The organism is Streptomyces sp. NPDC092369 (assembly GCF_044755245.1).
GTDB lineage: Bacteria > Actinomycetota > Actinomycetes > Streptomycetales > Streptomycetaceae > Streptomyces.
Genome location: NZ_JBIVQP010000011.1, coordinates 81,438 through 97,335, shown reverse-complemented (window position 1 = coordinate 97,335; position 15,898 = coordinate 81,438). Strand labels below are relative to the sequence as shown.

The 15,898-nt window shown below is 70.4% G+C and carries 14 protein-coding genes; 6 read left to right on the top strand and 8 right to left on the bottom strand.

Annotated features, from left to right (window positions below):
* The first annotated feature begins 18 nt into the window (after positions 1-18).
* Positions 19-2,400, top strand: a complete 2,382-nt coding sequence (locus tag ACIQI8_RS43555; RefSeq protein WP_402364299.1) for a beta-glucosidase — start codon at positions 19-21, stop codon at positions 2,398-2,400.
* Positions 2,401-2,488: 88 nt separating this feature from the next.
* Here the strand turns inward: ACIQI8_RS43555 and ACIQI8_RS43550 are convergent, their stop codons facing one another.
* The 6 genes from ACIQI8_RS43550 to ACIQI8_RS43525 form a co-directional block, all read right to left on the bottom strand.
* Positions 2,489-3,676: a fumarylacetoacetate hydrolase family protein gene (locus ACIQI8_RS43550; protein WP_402364296.1), complete on the bottom strand. Its 1,188-nt coding sequence runs from the start codon at positions 3,674-3,676 to the stop codon at positions 2,489-2,491.
* A 218-nt stretch (positions 3,677-3,894) separates the two neighbouring features.
* Complete coding sequence (locus ACIQI8_RS43545) at positions 3,895-4,665, bottom strand: ATP-binding cassette domain-containing protein (protein ID WP_402364293.1); 771 nt, start codon at positions 4,663-4,665, stop codon at positions 3,895-3,897.
* Positions 4,662-5,711 carry an ABC transporter permease gene (locus tag ACIQI8_RS43540; RefSeq protein WP_402364290.1) on the bottom strand — a complete coding sequence of 350 codons (1,050 nt, stop codon included), beginning with the start codon at positions 5,709-5,711 and terminating at the stop codon, positions 4,662-4,664. Before ACIQI8_RS43540 ends, ACIQI8_RS43545 begins: the two co-directional genes overlap by 4 nt.
* Positions 5,708-6,871, bottom strand: coding sequence for a sugar ABC transporter substrate-binding protein (locus tag ACIQI8_RS43535; RefSeq protein ID WP_402364287.1), 1,164 nt, complete (start codon positions 6,869-6,871; stop codon positions 5,708-5,710). The genes ACIQI8_RS43540 and ACIQI8_RS43535 overlap by 4 nt, the downstream gene beginning before the upstream one ends.
* 304 nt (positions 6,872-7,175) lie before the next feature.
* Positions 7,176-7,772: an NADPH-dependent F420 reductase gene (locus ACIQI8_RS43530; RefSeq protein ID WP_402364284.1), complete on the bottom strand. Its 597-nt coding sequence runs from the start codon at positions 7,770-7,772 to the stop codon at positions 7,176-7,178.
* A gap of 42 nt (positions 7,773-7,814) precedes the next feature.
* Complete coding sequence (locus tag ACIQI8_RS43525; protein WP_402364281.1) at positions 7,815-8,633, bottom strand: inositol monophosphatase family protein; 819 nt, start codon at positions 8,631-8,633, stop codon at positions 7,815-7,817.
* A gap of 137 nt (positions 8,634-8,770) precedes the next feature.
* Here ACIQI8_RS43525 and ACIQI8_RS43520 point away from each other — a divergent pair, with 137 nt between their 5' ends.
* Positions 8,771-9,676, top strand: a complete 906-nt coding sequence (locus ACIQI8_RS43520) for a LysR family transcriptional regulator (RefSeq protein WP_402364278.1) — start codon at positions 8,771-8,773, stop codon at positions 9,674-9,676.
* Between the two features lie 53 nt (positions 9,677-9,729).
* Here ACIQI8_RS43520 and ACIQI8_RS43515 read toward each other — a convergent pair whose 3' ends face one another.
* Positions 9,730-10,020, bottom strand: a complete 291-nt coding sequence (locus ACIQI8_RS43515; protein ID WP_402364275.1) for a hypothetical protein — start codon at positions 10,018-10,020, stop codon at positions 9,730-9,732.
* Positions 10,021-10,251: 231 nt separating this feature from the next.
* Positions 10,252-10,830: a TetR/AcrR family transcriptional regulator gene (locus ACIQI8_RS43510; RefSeq protein ID WP_402364272.1), complete on the bottom strand. Its 579-nt coding sequence runs from the start codon at positions 10,828-10,830 to the stop codon at positions 10,252-10,254.
* Between the two features lie 238 nt (positions 10,831-11,068).
* Here ACIQI8_RS43510 and ACIQI8_RS43505 point away from each other — a divergent pair, with 238 nt between their 5' ends.
* Genes ACIQI8_RS43505 through ACIQI8_RS43490 form a run of 4 tightly spaced genes read left to right on the top strand, consistent with a single transcriptional unit; the run spans position 11,069 to position 15,873 of the window.
* Positions 11,069-11,647, top strand: coding sequence for a (2Fe-2S)-binding protein (locus ACIQI8_RS43505; protein WP_402364269.1), 579 nt, complete (start codon positions 11,069-11,071; stop codon positions 11,645-11,647).
* The gene (locus tag ACIQI8_RS43500) at positions 11,644-12,636 is read left to right on the top strand and encodes an FAD binding domain-containing protein (protein WP_402364266.1); all 993 of its coding nucleotides are present in this window, start codon (positions 11,644-11,646) and stop codon (positions 12,634-12,636) included. Before ACIQI8_RS43505 ends, ACIQI8_RS43500 begins: the two co-directional genes overlap by 4 nt.
* Complete coding sequence (locus ACIQI8_RS43495; RefSeq protein WP_402364263.1) at positions 12,633-14,759, top strand: xanthine dehydrogenase family protein molybdopterin-binding subunit; 2,127 nt, start codon at positions 12,633-12,635, stop codon at positions 14,757-14,759. Before ACIQI8_RS43500 ends, ACIQI8_RS43495 begins: the two co-directional genes overlap by 4 nt.
* Entirely contained in the window at positions 14,752-15,873 is a 1,122-nt protein-coding gene (locus tag ACIQI8_RS43490; protein WP_402364260.1) for an XdhC family protein, read from the top strand. Before ACIQI8_RS43495 ends, ACIQI8_RS43490 begins: the two co-directional genes overlap by 8 nt.
* The last annotated feature ends 25 nt before the right edge of the window (positions 15,874-15,898 follow it).

Below are 15,898 nucleotides of genomic sequence, written 5' to 3'. Positions count from 1 at the left end.
GACGCACATGGGAGGAAAGTGAACGCCAACGTGGCTGTAGAGAACATCCCCGCAATCGCCCTCTGGAACGACCCCACCGTGCCCGTCGCCACAAGAGTCGACGCCCTGATCGACGCGATGACCCTTCAAGAGAAGACCGCCCAGCTGTACGGAGTGTGGGTGGGCGCCTCCGACCAGGGCGCCGAAGTGGCGCCCCACCAGCACGACATGGAGGAGGCCGTCGATCTCGACGCACTCCTGCCCACCGGACTGGGCCAGCTGACCCGACCCTTCGGCACGGTCCCGGTCGACCCCGCCCTGGGCGCGCTCTCCCTGGCCCGCACCCAGACCCGTATCGCCGCCACGAACCGGTTCGGCATCCCTGCTCTCGCGCACGACGAATGTCTGGCCGGCTTCGCGGCCTGGGGAGCGACGGCCTACCCCGTTCCCCTCTCCTGGGGAGCCACCTTCGATCCGGACACGGTGCGGCACATGGCCGCCGCCATCGGCCGCGACATGCGTGCCGTCGGCGTCCACCAGGGACTCGCGCCCGTCCTCGACGTCGTGCGCGACGCGCGCTGGGGCCGGGTCGAGGAGACCATCGGAGAGGACCCGTACCTCGTCGGCACCATCGCGACGGCATACGTGCAGGGCCTCGAATCCGCCGGCATCGTCGCCACCCTCAAGCACTTCGTCGGATACTCGGCCTCCCGCGCCGGGCGCAACCTCGCCCCCTCTTCCATAGGGCCGCGCGAGCGTGCCGACGTTCTGCTGCCACCCTTCGAGATGGCGATCCGTGAAAGCGGCGCCCGGTCGGTGATGAACGCCTACACCGACACCGACGGCATGCCCTCCGCGGCCGACGAGGAGCTGCTCACCGGGCTGCTGCGCGACACGTGGGGCTTCGACGGCACTGTCGTCGCCGACTACTTCGCCATCGCCTTCCTCAAGACCCTGCACGGCATCGCAGCCGACTGGTCCGGCGCCGCCGGCACGGCGCTGCGTGCGGGCATCGACGTCGAACTGCCCAACGTCAAGACCTACGGCGCGCCCCTGGCCGAGGCCGTCGCCGACGGCCGCGTCCCGGAGGCACTGGTCGATCGCGCCCTGCGTCGGACACTCACCCAGAAGGCGATGCTCGGCCTGCTCGACCCGGACTGGAATCCCGTGCCGGCCGCCCTCGACGGGGCGGACCTGGCCGATCCATCCGCCCTGCGCGGCCGCATCGACCTGGACGGCCCGGAGAACCGCGCGCTGGCCCGCACGGTCGCCGAGAAAGCGGTCGTGCTGCTGAGCAACGACGGCACCCTGCCGCTCGGGAGGCCGCGCCGCATCGCGCTGCTGGGCCCCAACGCCGACGAGCCCGTCGCCGTACTGGGCTGCTACTCCTTCCCCCAGCACATCGGCGTCCGCCACCCCGATACGCCACTCGGCATCGAGCTGCCCACACTGCGCGACACACTCGCCGCCGAGTTCCCCGACGCCGAGATCACGGTCGCCCGCGGCACCGGAATCGACGACGGAGATCTCTCCGGCATCAAAGAGGCCGCCCAGGTGGCACGGGAGGCCGACGTCGCCCTGGTGGTACTAGGCGACCGCGCAGGGCTCTTCGGGCGGGGCACCAGTGGTGAGGGATGCGACGTCGAGGCGCTGGTGCTGCCCGGTGCGCAGCAGCAACTCCTCGACGCCCTGCTCGACCTGGAGACACCCGTGGTCACCGTCCTGCTCGCGGGACGACCGTATGCCCTGGGCCGCGCCGTGGAGGAGTCCGCTGCGATCGTGCAGTCCTTCTTCCCGGGCGAGGAGGGGACCCATGCGATCGCCGGGGTGCTCAGCGGCCGGACCAATCCCTCCGGACGTCTCCCGGTCAGCGTGCCGCGCGGGCCGGGCTCCCAGCCGGCCACCTACCTCGGGGCGCGGCTCGCTCACGTCAACGAGGCCTCCTGCATCGACCCGACCCCCGCGTTCGCCTTCGGCCACGGCCTGTCCTATGCGCGGTTCGACTGGACGGACCTGACCGTGGACGTCCAGGAGGCGTCGACGGACGGCGAGTTCGCCCTCGCCTTCACCGTCCGCAACACGGGCGAGCGGTCCGGAACCGAGGTCGTCCAGCTCTATCTGCACGACCCCGTTGCCTCCGTCGTCCAGCCCGTGCAGCGTCTCGTCGGTTACACCCGGGTCGAACTGGAGCCGGGCGAGGCTCGCCGCATCCATGTCACGGTCCCGGCCGACCTCGCCTCCTTCACCGGACGCGACGGCCGGCGCGTCGTCGAACCGGGCGAGCTGGAACTGCGGCTGGCCGCCTCCAGCGCGGACCCGCGCCTGACGGCCCGGGTCACGTTGACCGGCGCAGAGCGCCACGTGGATCACACACGGCGCCTGCACACCACGATCGTGCGGGAGCCGGTCGCCCGGGCGTGAACCGGACGTGCGCAGCGCGCGCCGCGGGATCGGCGGCGCTGCGCACACGACCCCCAACGCGGTGACGGCCGCGGGAGCCCTCGTCCGCTCAGAGCACGCCGCGCCGGGCGAGGTTGCGCATCAGCGCCCGTACGCCGTACGTCCACGGCGCGGCCTGCTCGCTGGCGACGACGGTGTTGACCAGAGCGCCGAGCCGCGGGCTGGAGATCCGCACGACATCGCCGTACTCGTGGGTGAAGCCCGCGCCAGGTGCCCCTCGGTCCTCGGTGGGAGCGAACAGCGTTCCGGTGAACAGCACGAAGCCGTCCGGGTACTGGTGATGCGGACCGCGTGTGGCCGCCACCAGGTCCAGTACGTCGCGGCTGATCTCCCGCATGGAACTGCTGCCGTGCAGGACGTAGCCGTCCGTGCCGTCGATCCGCAGGTCGATGTCGAGCCCGCGTACGGTGTCGAGGTCGAAGCCCTCGTCGAGCAGGCGCAGGAACGGGCCGATCGCGCAGGAGGCGTTGTTGTCCTTCGCCCGCGACAGCAGCAGGGCGCTGCGTCCCTCGATGTCGCGGAGGTTGACGTCGTTGCCGAGCGTCGCGCCGCGTACCCGGCCGCGCGAGTCGACGACGAGGACGACCTCAGGCTCGGGGTTGTTCCACACCGAGGCACCGAGCACTCCCACGTCGGAGCCGGTGCCGACCGCGGACAGTACGGGGGCCTTGGTGAACACCTCAGGGTCCGGCCCGATTCCGACCTCCAGGTACTGCGACCACAGCCCTTCGGAGACGAGCAATTCCTTGGCCTTGTCCGCTTCGGGCGATCCGGGACGGATGCCGGCGAGCGTACCGCCCACCACCTGCCCGACGCGGGCCCGCACCCGCGCGGCCTGTGCCGGATCGCCGCCCGTGCGCTCTTCGATGACGCGCTCCAGCAGACTCCGGGCGAAGGTGACGCCCGCGGCCTTGATCACCTGCAGGTCGATGGGGGCGAGCAGATGCGGAACGTCACGACGGCCGGCCGGTGCCTCCAACAGCTCGTCCAGACGCCAGACTTGTCCGCCGACGCTCTCCCGGACGACTGCCGCCGCGTCGTCGCGATCCACGAGGTCGGAGACGGTGGGCACCACGGCCGTCAGGTCGACGACCTCCTCGCCGCGGACCGCGGCGACACACGGTCCGTCGCACTCCGGGTCGTGGACGCGCGCGACGAGGACGGCCCGGTCGGCGTCCTCCGGCAGGACGGAGGCGGGTGTGAGGACGGGACGAGGGCGCGCTGCTGCCGATTCCACGATCGACGCTCTCCTGTGGATCAAAGGGATACGGTCGCCCGGGGCGGGCTCGGTGGGGGAGTCACGGGGACCTCGTGTCCACGGCTGCCGCGCGGGAAACCGAAGTCGGCGCCCTGGTCGGCCTGTTCCACGGTCGGGATGCCGGGATCCCGGCCCAGCGATCGCCGGCTTCCCGTCCTCCGGCGCACTCGCTGCGGTGTGGCTGCGCCCGGGGACGCCTATCTGGTACGCGACTTGCGGTACTCCTCGACCACCAGGTCGGTCAGCTCGGTCACCGATGTCTCCGACGTGCGCTTGTCGAAGGTGATTTCGCCGTGCTGAAGCAGGTTCACCCGGTCGCAGACCTCGAAGACCTGGGCGTAGTTGTGGGCGATGATGATGACGGAGACCTCGCCGCGGGTTTTGAGGTCGTTGACCAGGTCGAGAATCAGTGCGCCCTCCTTGGCGCCCATCGCGGCCAGGGGCTCGTCGAGAAGGAGGACCCTGGCCTCGGAATAGACCGAGCGGGCCACGGCGATGGCCTGGCGCTGGCCGCCGGAGAGCTTGGCGACCTCGACATCGACCGACGGGATGTTCACCCCCATCTCGTCCAGGTGCTCCTGGGCGATCCTGCGCATCGCGCGGTTGTTCAGCAGTCGGGTGGGGCCGATCTTCTCCCGGTTCAGGAACATGTTGTGGTAGACCGTCAGCTCGTTCACCAGCGCCAGGTCCTGGTAGACCGCGTCGATGCCGAGCGAGCGGGCATGGTCGACCGACTTCAGTGTCACCTCCTGGCCGTTGAGGAGGATGCGGCCGGCATCGGGCCGGTGGAAGCCGCAGAGGATCTTCAACAGGGTCGACTTTCCGGCGCCGTTGTCACCGACAAGGGCGAGTACCTCCCCCTTGTCCAGGCGCAGGTTCACGTCCCGCAGCGCCGTGACCGCACCGAAGCCCTTCACCACGTGCTCCACGGAGAGCGCCGGTGGTGCCGTCCCGGTCGTGCCGCTCATCGGCGGCCTGCCCTTCGCAGTCCGGACAGATACACGTTGAGCACCATGGAGAGGATGATCGCCGCACCGAGGATGATGTTGAACGGGTTGGCGTTGATGCCGATGAAGTTGAATCCGTTGCGCAGTTCGGCGAGGACGAGCGCGCCGAGCAGCGCTCCGACGACCGTCCCCGAGCCGCCGGCCAGCGCCGTACCCCCGATGACCGAGGCGGAGACGGCCGTGAACATCGGCGACGCGCCGTCCGCACCAGCAGAGGTCGGGTCGATGGAGTCGACGCGAAAAGCCTCCAGGATGCCGGCAAAGGCCCCGAGGGCGCTGGTGGCCATGAAGTTGCCGAACTTGATGCGGCCGGTCCTGATGCCGGCCTCGCTCGCGCCGAGCGGGTTGCCGCCGGTGGCGATCGTGTGCAGGCCCCAGCGTGAACGGGTGAGTACCACGTGGAAGAACGCGACGATGATCAGGCACCAGATCAGTTCCGACCAGTCCGCCTGTCCGAACCAGCCGCGTACCCCGTGCGCCGCCTCGGGGATCTGTGCCGGGTACGCGTGCGACGTGGTCAGCATGATGCCCAGGATGAGGAAGAGCATGCCCAGCGTGGCGACGAACGACGGCACCTTGAGCACGACCACCACGAAGCCGTTCGCGAGACCGATGACGGCGCCGGCCAGTATCGACCCGATGATGGCGACGATCGGGTACGTGCCGTAGTAGTCGATCATGTAGTGCATCAGGAACGGTGACAGCGCGAACACGGCGCCCACCGACAGATCGATCTCCCCGCTGACCAGCAGCAGCACCATGCCCGCCGCGATGATCGCGTACGGAGCCGTCTGCTGGGAGAGGTTGACCAGGTTGCTGCGCGCCAGGAAGTCCGAGTTGTTGGACCAGAAGTACAACAGCAGAGCCACCGCGACGATGAAGATGGTGGCCTCGCGTCGGATGACGAACGCTTCGAAGGCCAGACGCAGCGGACCGTACCGCCTCACCGGCGGGGTGCCGGCGGTGTTCTTCCCGTCGATCGCGTCCTGCACGGCCCGCTCGCTCATGCGTGGCCTATGGCGCCGGAGCGCTTGATCAGCTGCTGCTTCGTGCTGGAGCCCTCGTAGCGGGTCTTGGACTCCAGATACGGGTCGACGTTGTCCTTGGTCACGAAGAGCAGGCCGGTGTCGGTGACACTCGGGATCACCAGGCCGCCGGACAGTTTGTACATCCACAGGTACAACACGCTCAGGAAGCCCTGCAGATACGGTTGTTGGTCGATGGTGAAGTCGAGGTCGCCCGCCTTGATCGCGGTGAGCGTGTTCGGATTCAGGTCGAAGCCGCCCGCGACCACGCCCTTCTTCTTGAGGCCGTACTTCTTCACGACCTTCCCGATGCTCTCCGTCGAGCCCGCGTCGACCGCGAACAGGCCCTTGAGGCCTTTGTGCCCGCTGGCATACGCGTCGATGGTCGACAGCTCCTGAGGAAGCTCCGCGCCGCTGGCGACCGACTTGAAGTTGATGGACTTGCCGGATGCCTTGATCGCGTCGGTGGCTCCGTCGATGCGCGGCTGGATGTTGAGCGCGCCCGGGGTGGCGATGAATCCGACCGCGTCCCCGCCTGAAGGCATCACCGAGGCGATGCGGCGGCCCAGCTCGACCCCGGACTGGTAGAGGTCCTGGCCGATGTAGCAGAGCCGGCTCGTCCCCGGATCCCCTTTCGCGCCGTCCGCGTTGTACGAGACGGTGGGGATGCCGGCGTCCAGGGCTTTGTCGACGGGCGATGTGAAGGCGTTCTTGTCGACGACCGCCACCGCGATGCCGTCCGCCTTCGCGGAGACGGCCGAGGACATGCTGCTGACCATTTCCGGGACGCTGGAGTCCTTAGAGCCGGTCCACTGGAACGAGGCGCCCAGGAGCGCGCAGGCGTCGGCCGCGCCGTACTGCGTCGGAGTGAAGAACGGGTTCGTCGTGACGTGGTTGACGAACACGAACCGCCACTTCGGTGTCTTCGGGAAGTCGCCGACACCGTCGCCGGATTTGTCGTCGTCGCTCTTGTTGCTGGCCGAGCAGGCGGACAGCAAGGCGGCCGCGGCTGCGGAGGCGCTCACCATTCCGGCGCCGCTCAGTAGCCGTCGTCTTGCCAGCCCGTTCAGGCTGAGCGTGTCGACGGCTTCTTCCACCTGCGGATCGATCTTCTTCATGATCACCCCGACATGCTCAGCCATGCTGTCCGATATCCCGAACGGCGTTCGGATCGGTTGGTGCGGCTGAACGTAGAGGCGGCCTGATAGGTCGTCAAGGTCCTGAGCGGGCTACGGTTTCGTCAACATTCGTGCATGGATCGTCCGCTCCGCCATGCCCGCGTCGCCCTCGGTCCGGGGCCGTCTTTGACGCGAAGGATCTTCGCGGCGTGGACCGGCTCGCCGACGACTCGGCCGCCCTGCTGGGCGAGGCGGTGAACCTCGGTGGCTACAGACGCGGGATCCCCCGAACGTATCGTGCTGCACGTGTGTCATGCCACGCTCTCCGTCAGCGGGCGATCGAGAGCGCGAAGGGCGCGAATCCGCTGGACCGGATCACATGCGGGACGAACAGGATCGCGGCCTCGGTGGCGCGGGCGGTCCGGATCCCGCCGAGATCGGTGATCCACTCATTGCGCCAGCCCAGATCGATGAGGAGTTCGCGGACGGTCTGCTTGGCCTGCGGGTCCTCGCCGGAGAGGAAGGCGCTGGGTGCCTGGGTGAGAGTGGCGGGCGCGGTCATCACGGAGAAGAGCATGGTGTTGAGGGTCTTGACGACGCGGGTTTCGGGAAGCGACTCCTGAAGTTGCTCGGCGAGGCTCGAGCCGGGATAGAGCAGGTCGGCGGGGAGTCCGTCCGGCCCGTCGACGGTGGCGTTGGAGACGTCTACGAGGATCTTGTCGCGCAGTTCCTCGTGCAGCGCGCCGAGCCGCTCCAGGGAGCCCTCGCCCGGGGTGGCGTTGATGACGATCCGCGCGGTCCGGGCGGCGTGGGCGGCAGAGCCGGGCGAGCGGTCCGCCACGGTCACCTCGTGCCCGGCCCGGGTGAGGGCTGTGGCCAGGCTGCCGCCGACGCGGCCGTTTCCGAGAACTGCGATCGTGGTCATGATGATGTGGTCCTTCCTGTGCTTGCGGGTCGTGGTGTGCGGTCAGCGCGAGAGGGTGGCGACGGCCTCGGCGTGTACGCCGGGCGCGGCGGCCAGGAAGCTCTCGCTCGCCGGCGTCCAGGGGTGCCCCTCGGCGTCGGAGATCCGTCCGCCGGCTTCGGTGACGAGCAGTGCTCCGGGGAGCAGGTCCGCGCGGGCGCCGGCGAACTGCCAGAAGGCGTCGATCCGGCCGGCGGCCACGTTCAGCAGGTGCAGGGTGGCGGGCACCGAGGTCCGTACCACCAGCGCGTCGAGGAACATCCCGGTGATCGAGGAGCCGACGCGTCGCACGACCTGCTCGTCCTCGTCGGGCCTGGCCTGGCTGGTGGCCACGATGCTCAGGCCGAGGTCGGCGGTGTCGGAGACGTGCAGGGGCCGGTCGTCGAGGTGTGCGCCGGCGCCGGCGAGCGCGGTGTAGGTCTCGCCGGTGAGGGGCAGGTGGACCGCGGTGAGGACGGGCTGGTTGTCGCGCACCAGGGTTGCGGTGACGGCCCACTCGGGCAGCGCGTGCAGGTGATTGACGTTGCCCTCGGCCGGATCCACGACCCACCATTCGCCGGCCGGCAGGGCTCCGCCCGCGAGTTCGTCCTCCACCCAGCGGGCCTGCGGGTGCAGTTGGGAGAGGCGGGGGCGCAGGACGTCGAGGGCCGCGTCGTCGTTGGCGGCGAGCGAGTGCATCAGCTCTTCACGGGTCCGGTAGCGGACCACCTCGCCGAAACGCTCCCGCAGCACCGAACCCGCCGTGCGTACGGCGATCGCGGTCCGTGCGAGCAGGTCGGCGTCGGAGGTGGCGAGGTCAGCGGTCTGAAGGGTTTCGGACATGGTGAAACTCCCGTATGAGCAGGGGTGATGAGGCCGGTCAGGCCGAGTCGCGCGTTCCGTCTTGCGCTCTCGTCTCGAAGGTATGCACCCCCGTCATTAACTTCAACTGCATGTCAGGAACGCCTAGGATTACTCCCATGCAATTGGACTTGAATCTCCTCGCCGCGCTCGACGCGCTGCTGGAAGAGGGCAGCGTGGCGGGGGCGGCAGCGCGCCTGCACGTCACCGCGCCCGCGATGAGCCGGAGCCTGGGCCGCATCCGGCGCACGACCGGGGACCAGATCCTGGTACGCACGGGACGCACGATGACCCCGACGCCGTATGCGATCGCCGTCCGGGAGCAGGTGCATGATCTGCTCCAGCAGGTCCAGGGCGTGCTGGCACCGAGCCGCGAACTCGACCTCACGACGCTGGAGCGCACCTTCACACTCCGCTGGCACGATTCCCTCGTCGCCCTCAGCGGCCCCGCACTGCTGGCGGCCGTTCGCGGACAGGCGCCCGGCGTGCGACTGCGCTTCATCGCGGAATCGAGTATCGACACTCCCGAACTGCGGCGCGGTGAGGTCGACTTGGAGGCGAACGCCAACCGCCCGACCGCACCGGACATCCGTGCCGAGAACGTGGGCGAGACCCGCCTCGTCATCGCCGTGAGGCAGGGTCACTCCCTCACCCGTCTCAAGGCCGTCACCGCCGAGCGGTATGCCGCGGCCGAGCACATCACCGTCTCGCGACGCGGCAACCTCAGCAACGCCATCGATGACGCCCTCGCGCGACTTGACCTCACCCGTCGCGTGGTGGCGACCGCTCCGACGGAGGCGGCCGCGCTGGAATTCGTGCGCCGCTCCGATCTCCTGATCACCGCCCCCGAAGCCACCACACGTGCCGCGGTGGCGGACCGCGGCCTGGTTCTGCTCCCCCTGCCGCTCGACCTTCCGCCGGCCCCGATGTACCTGTCGTGGCATCAGCGCTACGACACCGACCACGCTCACACCTGGCTGCGCGGGCTCGCGCGGACAGCACTGACCATGAGCGGAGCGTCGTAGCGGACGAACGTGACGCAGCTGGCCCGCTCGCGGTCAGCGACTGGCCTGTTGATCTAGGCGGGGCGATGGCGTGGCTCGGTTCCGGCGTACTCGTACGTCCAGCCCGCAGTGGCGTCAGGTGCAGGAGTGGCCAGGTACACGTGCCAGGCATCGGCGGGCGGTCGCTCGCGCGAACCGCTCGCCCGCTGCCGTGCTGGTGGATGGCGTTGATCGTCAAGCTCCACGATGCGAAAGCGGCCGTGGAACGGTCCGCCGCACATCCTGATCCCCACGGTGTTGTGGAGGACCTCGCCGCGCAGCCAACGGTCGATCAACTTCATGTGAGGCAAGCCCTCGACGCTCATGTCCGCAGCGAAGCACAGCCCATCGTCCGGAGGAAGGTCGATGTGGTGCGGCCGCCGCACCCTACGGCGGTAGCAGACCGTGGACTTCCTCCGGTCTGAGCCGGTCGCCGCTGGCCGTAGAGGATGAGGCAGTCGCTTCCGTCCCGGCACCGGACCTACACCACGCTCCGCGTCCTGACGAAGAGCGACTCGGGCCCGCCCCGACTCGGCGGCATCAGCAGCTGTAAGCGCTCAGTTGCCCGCTGCTCCCGTGCGGAGCCCGTCCATGACCAGGTCCAGGAGGCGAGCGGCTCGGGGGCGCCAGTCCTCGGTGGGGGTCATCTGCCACAGGCCGGCGATGGCGAGCATGAAGTCGTCGGGGGTGACGCCGGGGCGGATGGTGCCCGCTTCCTCGTTCGTGCGCAGCAGGAGGTCGGCCGCGTCGGCGACGGGGGTGGGGGAGGGCTTGGCGAGGCCGCCCGGAGAGCTGGAGGCCAGGCGGATCGCGTCCGCCAGGCCCGCCTTGGTCATGGCGAACTCGGCCAGCCGGTCCATCCAGGTCCGCAGGGCCGCCTGCGGCGGTAGCTGCTCCAGGAGTTGGGTCGCGCTTTCGGCCACCTGCCGCATCTCGTGGCGGTAGATCTCCAGGACGAGTGCCTCGCGGTTGGGGAAGTTCCGGTAGAACGTGCCCTGGCCGACGCACGCCTTCTTGGCGATGGTGCTGAGCGGCACGTCCGGGCAGTGCGTCAGCTCCGCGAGGGCCACATCGAGAATGCGCTCGCGGTTGCGCTGCGCGTCAGAGCGCAGGGGCGCGTTGTCGTTCTGCTGCACGCGGGACTCCTCACGGGCCCTGGGCCGAAACCCGACCTTGCTAAGCGGACAGCTGTCCGTTACGTTTGCCGATGAGCGGACAGCTGTCCGTTTCAGCCATCTTAGCCTGCCCTCACCCGTACGGCAGCCCGCGTGCACCGTCGCCGGACGCGCACTGCGCAACGGCTTCCGGTCCTTGCCGAGGTTCCCCCGGAACGACCCTTCCGATGTCCGCGAAGACCCCTGAAAGAAGTGGCTCATGGCTTTACCGACGTCCAGCGTCATCACCTTGCACATCAACGGCGAGAAGTTCACGCTGCCCGTCGACCACCGCACCACGCTCCTCGACGCGCTGCGCGAGCGCCTCGACCTGACCGGTACCAAGAAGGGCTGCGACCAGGGGCAGTGCGGTGCCTGCACGGTACTGGTGGACGGCCGGCGCACCGTGGCGTGCCTGCAGTTCGCGGTGGCGGCCGAGGGGCGTGAGGTCACCACCATCGAGGGCGTGGCGGACGGCGAGCGGCTCCACCCCGTCCAGCAGGCCTTCCTCGACCTCGACGGCTACCAGTGCGGCTACTGCACGCCGGGACAGATCTGTTCGGCGATCGGCGCGCTCCAGGAGCACGCCGCGGGATGGCCGAGCGCGGCGACGGACGACCTGCGGCCCGAGTCGGGACCGCCCGCACTGACCGCCGAGGAGATCCGTGAACGCATGAGCGGCAACCTGTGCCGGTGCGCCGCCTACGCCACGATCGTCGACGCCGTCGCACAGGCAGCCGGAACGACGGCCACTCAGCCGGCCGGTACCGGAGCGGACTCGGAGGAGCAGGCGGCATGAAGGAGTTCACCTACCAGAAGGCCGCCGACGTGCCGGGCGCGGTCGCACTGCTCGGCGCCGACCCCGAGGCGCGCTTCCTCGCCGGCGGCACCAACCTGGTCGACCTGATGAAGAGCGGCGTCGAACGGCCCGCCCGGCTGGTGGACGTGCGCGAACTGCCCCTGGACCGCATCGAGACGACCGCCGACGGCGGACTGCGTATCGGCGCCACCGTCACCAACAGCGACCTCGCCGCGCACCCCGAAGTGCGGCGCCGCTACCCGGTGTTGACGCAGGCGGTCCTCGCGGGCGCATCGGGCCAGCTGCGCAACATGGCCACCGTCGGCGGCAACCTCCTGCAACGCACGCGGTGCGGCTACTTCACCGACCTCACCAAGCCGTGCAACAAGCGTGAGCCCGGCAGCGGTTGCCCCGCCATCCGCGGTGAGCACCACAACCACGCCGTCCTCGGCGCCTCTTCGCACTGCGTGGCCGTGCACCCCTCGGACATGGCGGTCGCCCTGTCGGCCCTCGACGGCGTGGTGCACTACGAGAGCGCCGACGGCCCGGGCGAGGTGCCCATCGGGTGGCTGTACCTGCCCGTGGCCGAGACCCCGCACCGCGAAACGGCCCTGCCGCCCGGCGCGTTGATCACCCACGTCGTCCTGCCGCCGTCATCCTTGGCCGCCAACTCCCGCTACCGCAAGGTGCGTGAACGCGCGTCCTACGCCTTCGCCATCGGCTCGATCGCGGCAGCGCTCGACGTCCGTGACGGCGTCGTGCATGACGCCCGCGTGGCCTTCGGAGCGGTCGCCAGCCGCCCCTGGAGGGCCCGCGCGGCCGAACGCGTCCTCATCGGGGCGCCGGCCGTCGCCGACACCTTCGCCGCCGCCGCGGACGCCGAGATGGCCGCAGCCAAACCGCTCGAGCACAACGAGTACAAGGTGACCCTGATGCGCAACCTGACCGTGGCCGTGCTCGGTGAACTCGCCGAGGAGGCCGGCCGATGACCTCGACCACCGTGAAGGGCGCTCCGGTACGCGCCATCGGCACCAAGCACGTCCGCGTCGAAGGCCGTGACAAGGTCACCGGCAAGGCGCGCTATGCGGGGGAGGTTCCCTTCGCTCAGCTCGCACACGGCTGGCTGGTGCTCTCCTGCGCCGCGCGCGGGCGTATCGAGGCCATCGAGACCGAGCCCGTCCTCGCGATGCCCGGCGTCCTGGCCGTCCTCCATCACGGCAACGCCCCGCGCCTGCACACCGACTTCGTCGGCATGCTGGGGACCAGGCCCGACCCCACCTGCGCCGTGTTCCAGAACGACCAGGTGCCGCACGTGGGCTGGCCGGTGGCCCTGGTCGTCGCCGAGACCCCCGAACAGGCCCGCGAGGCCGCCGAAGCACTCGTCGTCCACTACGAACACCAGCCGCACGACGTCGAGTTCACCGCCGGGGACCCGAACGCGTACCCCGTGGACGGACACATGCCCGCCGTCACGGACAAGGGCGACCTGGAGAGCGAACTCGCCGCGTCCGCGTTCGTGATCGACGCCGAGTACACCACGCCCGAGGAACACCACCACCCGATGGAGCCCCACGCGGCCACCGCCCGCTGGGACGACGGCCGTCTGGAACTGACCGACTCCAACCAGGGCGCCACCTGGGTCGTCGCGGAGCTCGCCAACCTCTTCTCCCTCGACCCGGAGTCCGTGCGCGTGCGCTCGGAGCACGTGGGCGGAGGCTTCGGCAGCAAGGGAGTACGCGCCCACCAGGTCGCGGCCGTCATGGCCGCCACCGTCCTGCAGCGGCCCGTACGCGTCGTGCTGACCCGACGTCAGATGTTCACGCTGGCCGGACACCGCAGTCCCACCATCCAGCGGGTCCGGCTCGGCGCCGACCCCGACGGACGCCTGCGCGCCCTGGACCACCGCGCCCTCAGCCGCACCTCCACCGTCTACGATTTCGTCGAACCGAGCGCCGGCGTGGCCCGGGTGATGTACGACGCGGACGCGCACCACACCGAGAACCAGGTCGTCCGGCTCGACGTCCCCAGCCCCACGTGGATGCGCGCGCCGGGCGAAGCCCCGGGCTCCTTCGCCCTGGAGGCCGCCCTCGACGAACTCGCCGAGAAGTGCGGCGTGGACCCCATCGCACTGCGCCTGCGCAACGAACCGGACAAGGGCCCGGTCTCCGGCCTGCCCTTCGCGAGCCGCAACCTGCGTGCCTGCTTCGAAGAAGGAGCCCGCCGCTTCGGCTGGGCCGAGCGCGACCCGCGGCCCGGGGTGCGTCGCGACGGTCGCTGGCTGCTGGGCACCGGCACCGCCGGCGCCTCCTTCGGCGCCGGTGCCGCACCGTCGACCGCGACGATCACGGCGGAGGCCGACGGCGGCTTCACCGTCAGCATCTCCGCCGCGGACATCGGCACCGGGGCCCGTACCGCACTCACCCTCGTCGCCGCCGACGCCCTCGACGTACCCACCAGGCGCATCCGGGTGCGGCTGGGGGACAGCGCGTACGGACCGGCGATGATCGCCGGCGGATCCATGGGCACGCGCTCCTGGTCCTGGGCCGTCATGGCGGCCGCCGCGGAACTGCGTGAACGGCTGGTGCCGGGCATGGAGATCCCGCCGCAGGGCATCACCGTGCGCTCCGACACGACCGAGGCCATCGCCGCGCTCGCCCGCAAGGAACGCCACTCCTTCGGCGCCCAGTTCGCCGAGGTCGCCGTCGACACGGCCACGGGCGAGGTGCGGGTGCGCCGCATGCTGGGCATCTTCGCCGCCGGCCGCATCGTCAACCCCCTTACCGCCAAGGGGCAGTTCACCGGCGGCATGATCTGGGGCATCTCGATGGCGCTGCACGAGGAGGCCAGGCGCGACAGCGTCTACGGCGGCCCGATCGGCGCCGACCTCGCGGGCTATCACGTCGCCACACACGCCGACGTACCGCACATCGACGCGGACTGGGTGGACGATCCCGACCCCGAGGATCCCGTCGGCATCAAGGGCATCGGCGAGATCGGCATCGTCGGCGCGGCGGCAGCCGTGGCCAACGCCGTCTGGCACGCCACGGGGGTCCGCCACCGCAGCCTGCCCATCCGCCCCGACCGCGTCCTGACGGCAGGCCGCCTTGCTTGATCTCGCAGCCGACCTGCGACGCTGGCTCGCCGAGGACCGCGATGTCGCCGTCGCCACCGTCGTGTCCGTCGGCGGCAGCGCACCACGCGGCCCCGGCGCCGCACTCGCCGTCGACGCCGAGGGCACCGTCGTGGGCTCGGTGTCCGGCGGCTGCGTCGAGGGCGCGGTGTACGACCTGTGCGAACAGGCGCTGCACAGCGGCCTCAGCGTGCTGGAGCGCTTCGGCTACAGCGACGAGGACGCTTTCGCCGTCGGGCTGACCTGCGGCGGCGTCCTCGACGTCCTGGTCACCCCGCTGCCCGTGGACGCACCGCTACGGTCCCTGGTGCGCACCGCGCTGGACCTCGCCGCCACGGGGGAGCCGGTCGCCCTGGTCCGCGTCGTCCGCGGCCCGGCCACGTACCTCGACGCGGGACTGCTCGTGCGCCCCGACGGCTCGTACGAGGGCACCCTCGGCGGTTACGCCGACCTGGACCGCACCGCCGCGGCCGAGGCGCGAGCCGCCCTCGACGCCGGCCGCACCGGCACGATCGAGGTCTCCGAGGACGGTTCGCACTGTCCCGGCGGCCTGACCCTGCTGGTCGAATCGAGCGTACCGGCCCCCCGGATGATCGTCTTTGGCGCGATCGACTTCGCCGCCGCACTGGTGCGCGCGGGCAAGTTCCTCGGCTACCACGTCACCGTGTGCGACGCGCGTCCGGTCTTCACCACCGGGGCGCGCTTCCCGGAGGCCGACGAGGTCGTCGTGGACTGGCCGCACCGCTACCTGCTCCGCACGGCGACCGACGCCCGCACCGTCCTGTGCGTCCTCACCCATGACGCCAAGTTCGACATCCCGCTGCTCGAGGTCGCCCTACGGTTGCCCGTCGCCTTCGTGGGCGCCATGGGCTCCATGCGCACCCACCTCGACCGCGACCGGCGGCTGCGCGAAGCAGGCCTGACGGAAGGGGAGTTGAAGCGCCTGCGCTCGCCCATCGGCCTGGACCTCGGAGGCCGCACCCCGGAGGAGACCGCCCTGTCGATCGCCGCCGAGATCGTCGCGACCCGCCGCGGCGGGACCGGCCGGCCCCTGACCGAAGCGGGCACGCCCATCCACCACAGCGGCGTCCACTGAGACACGCCGCCCGCGCCGGACGTCA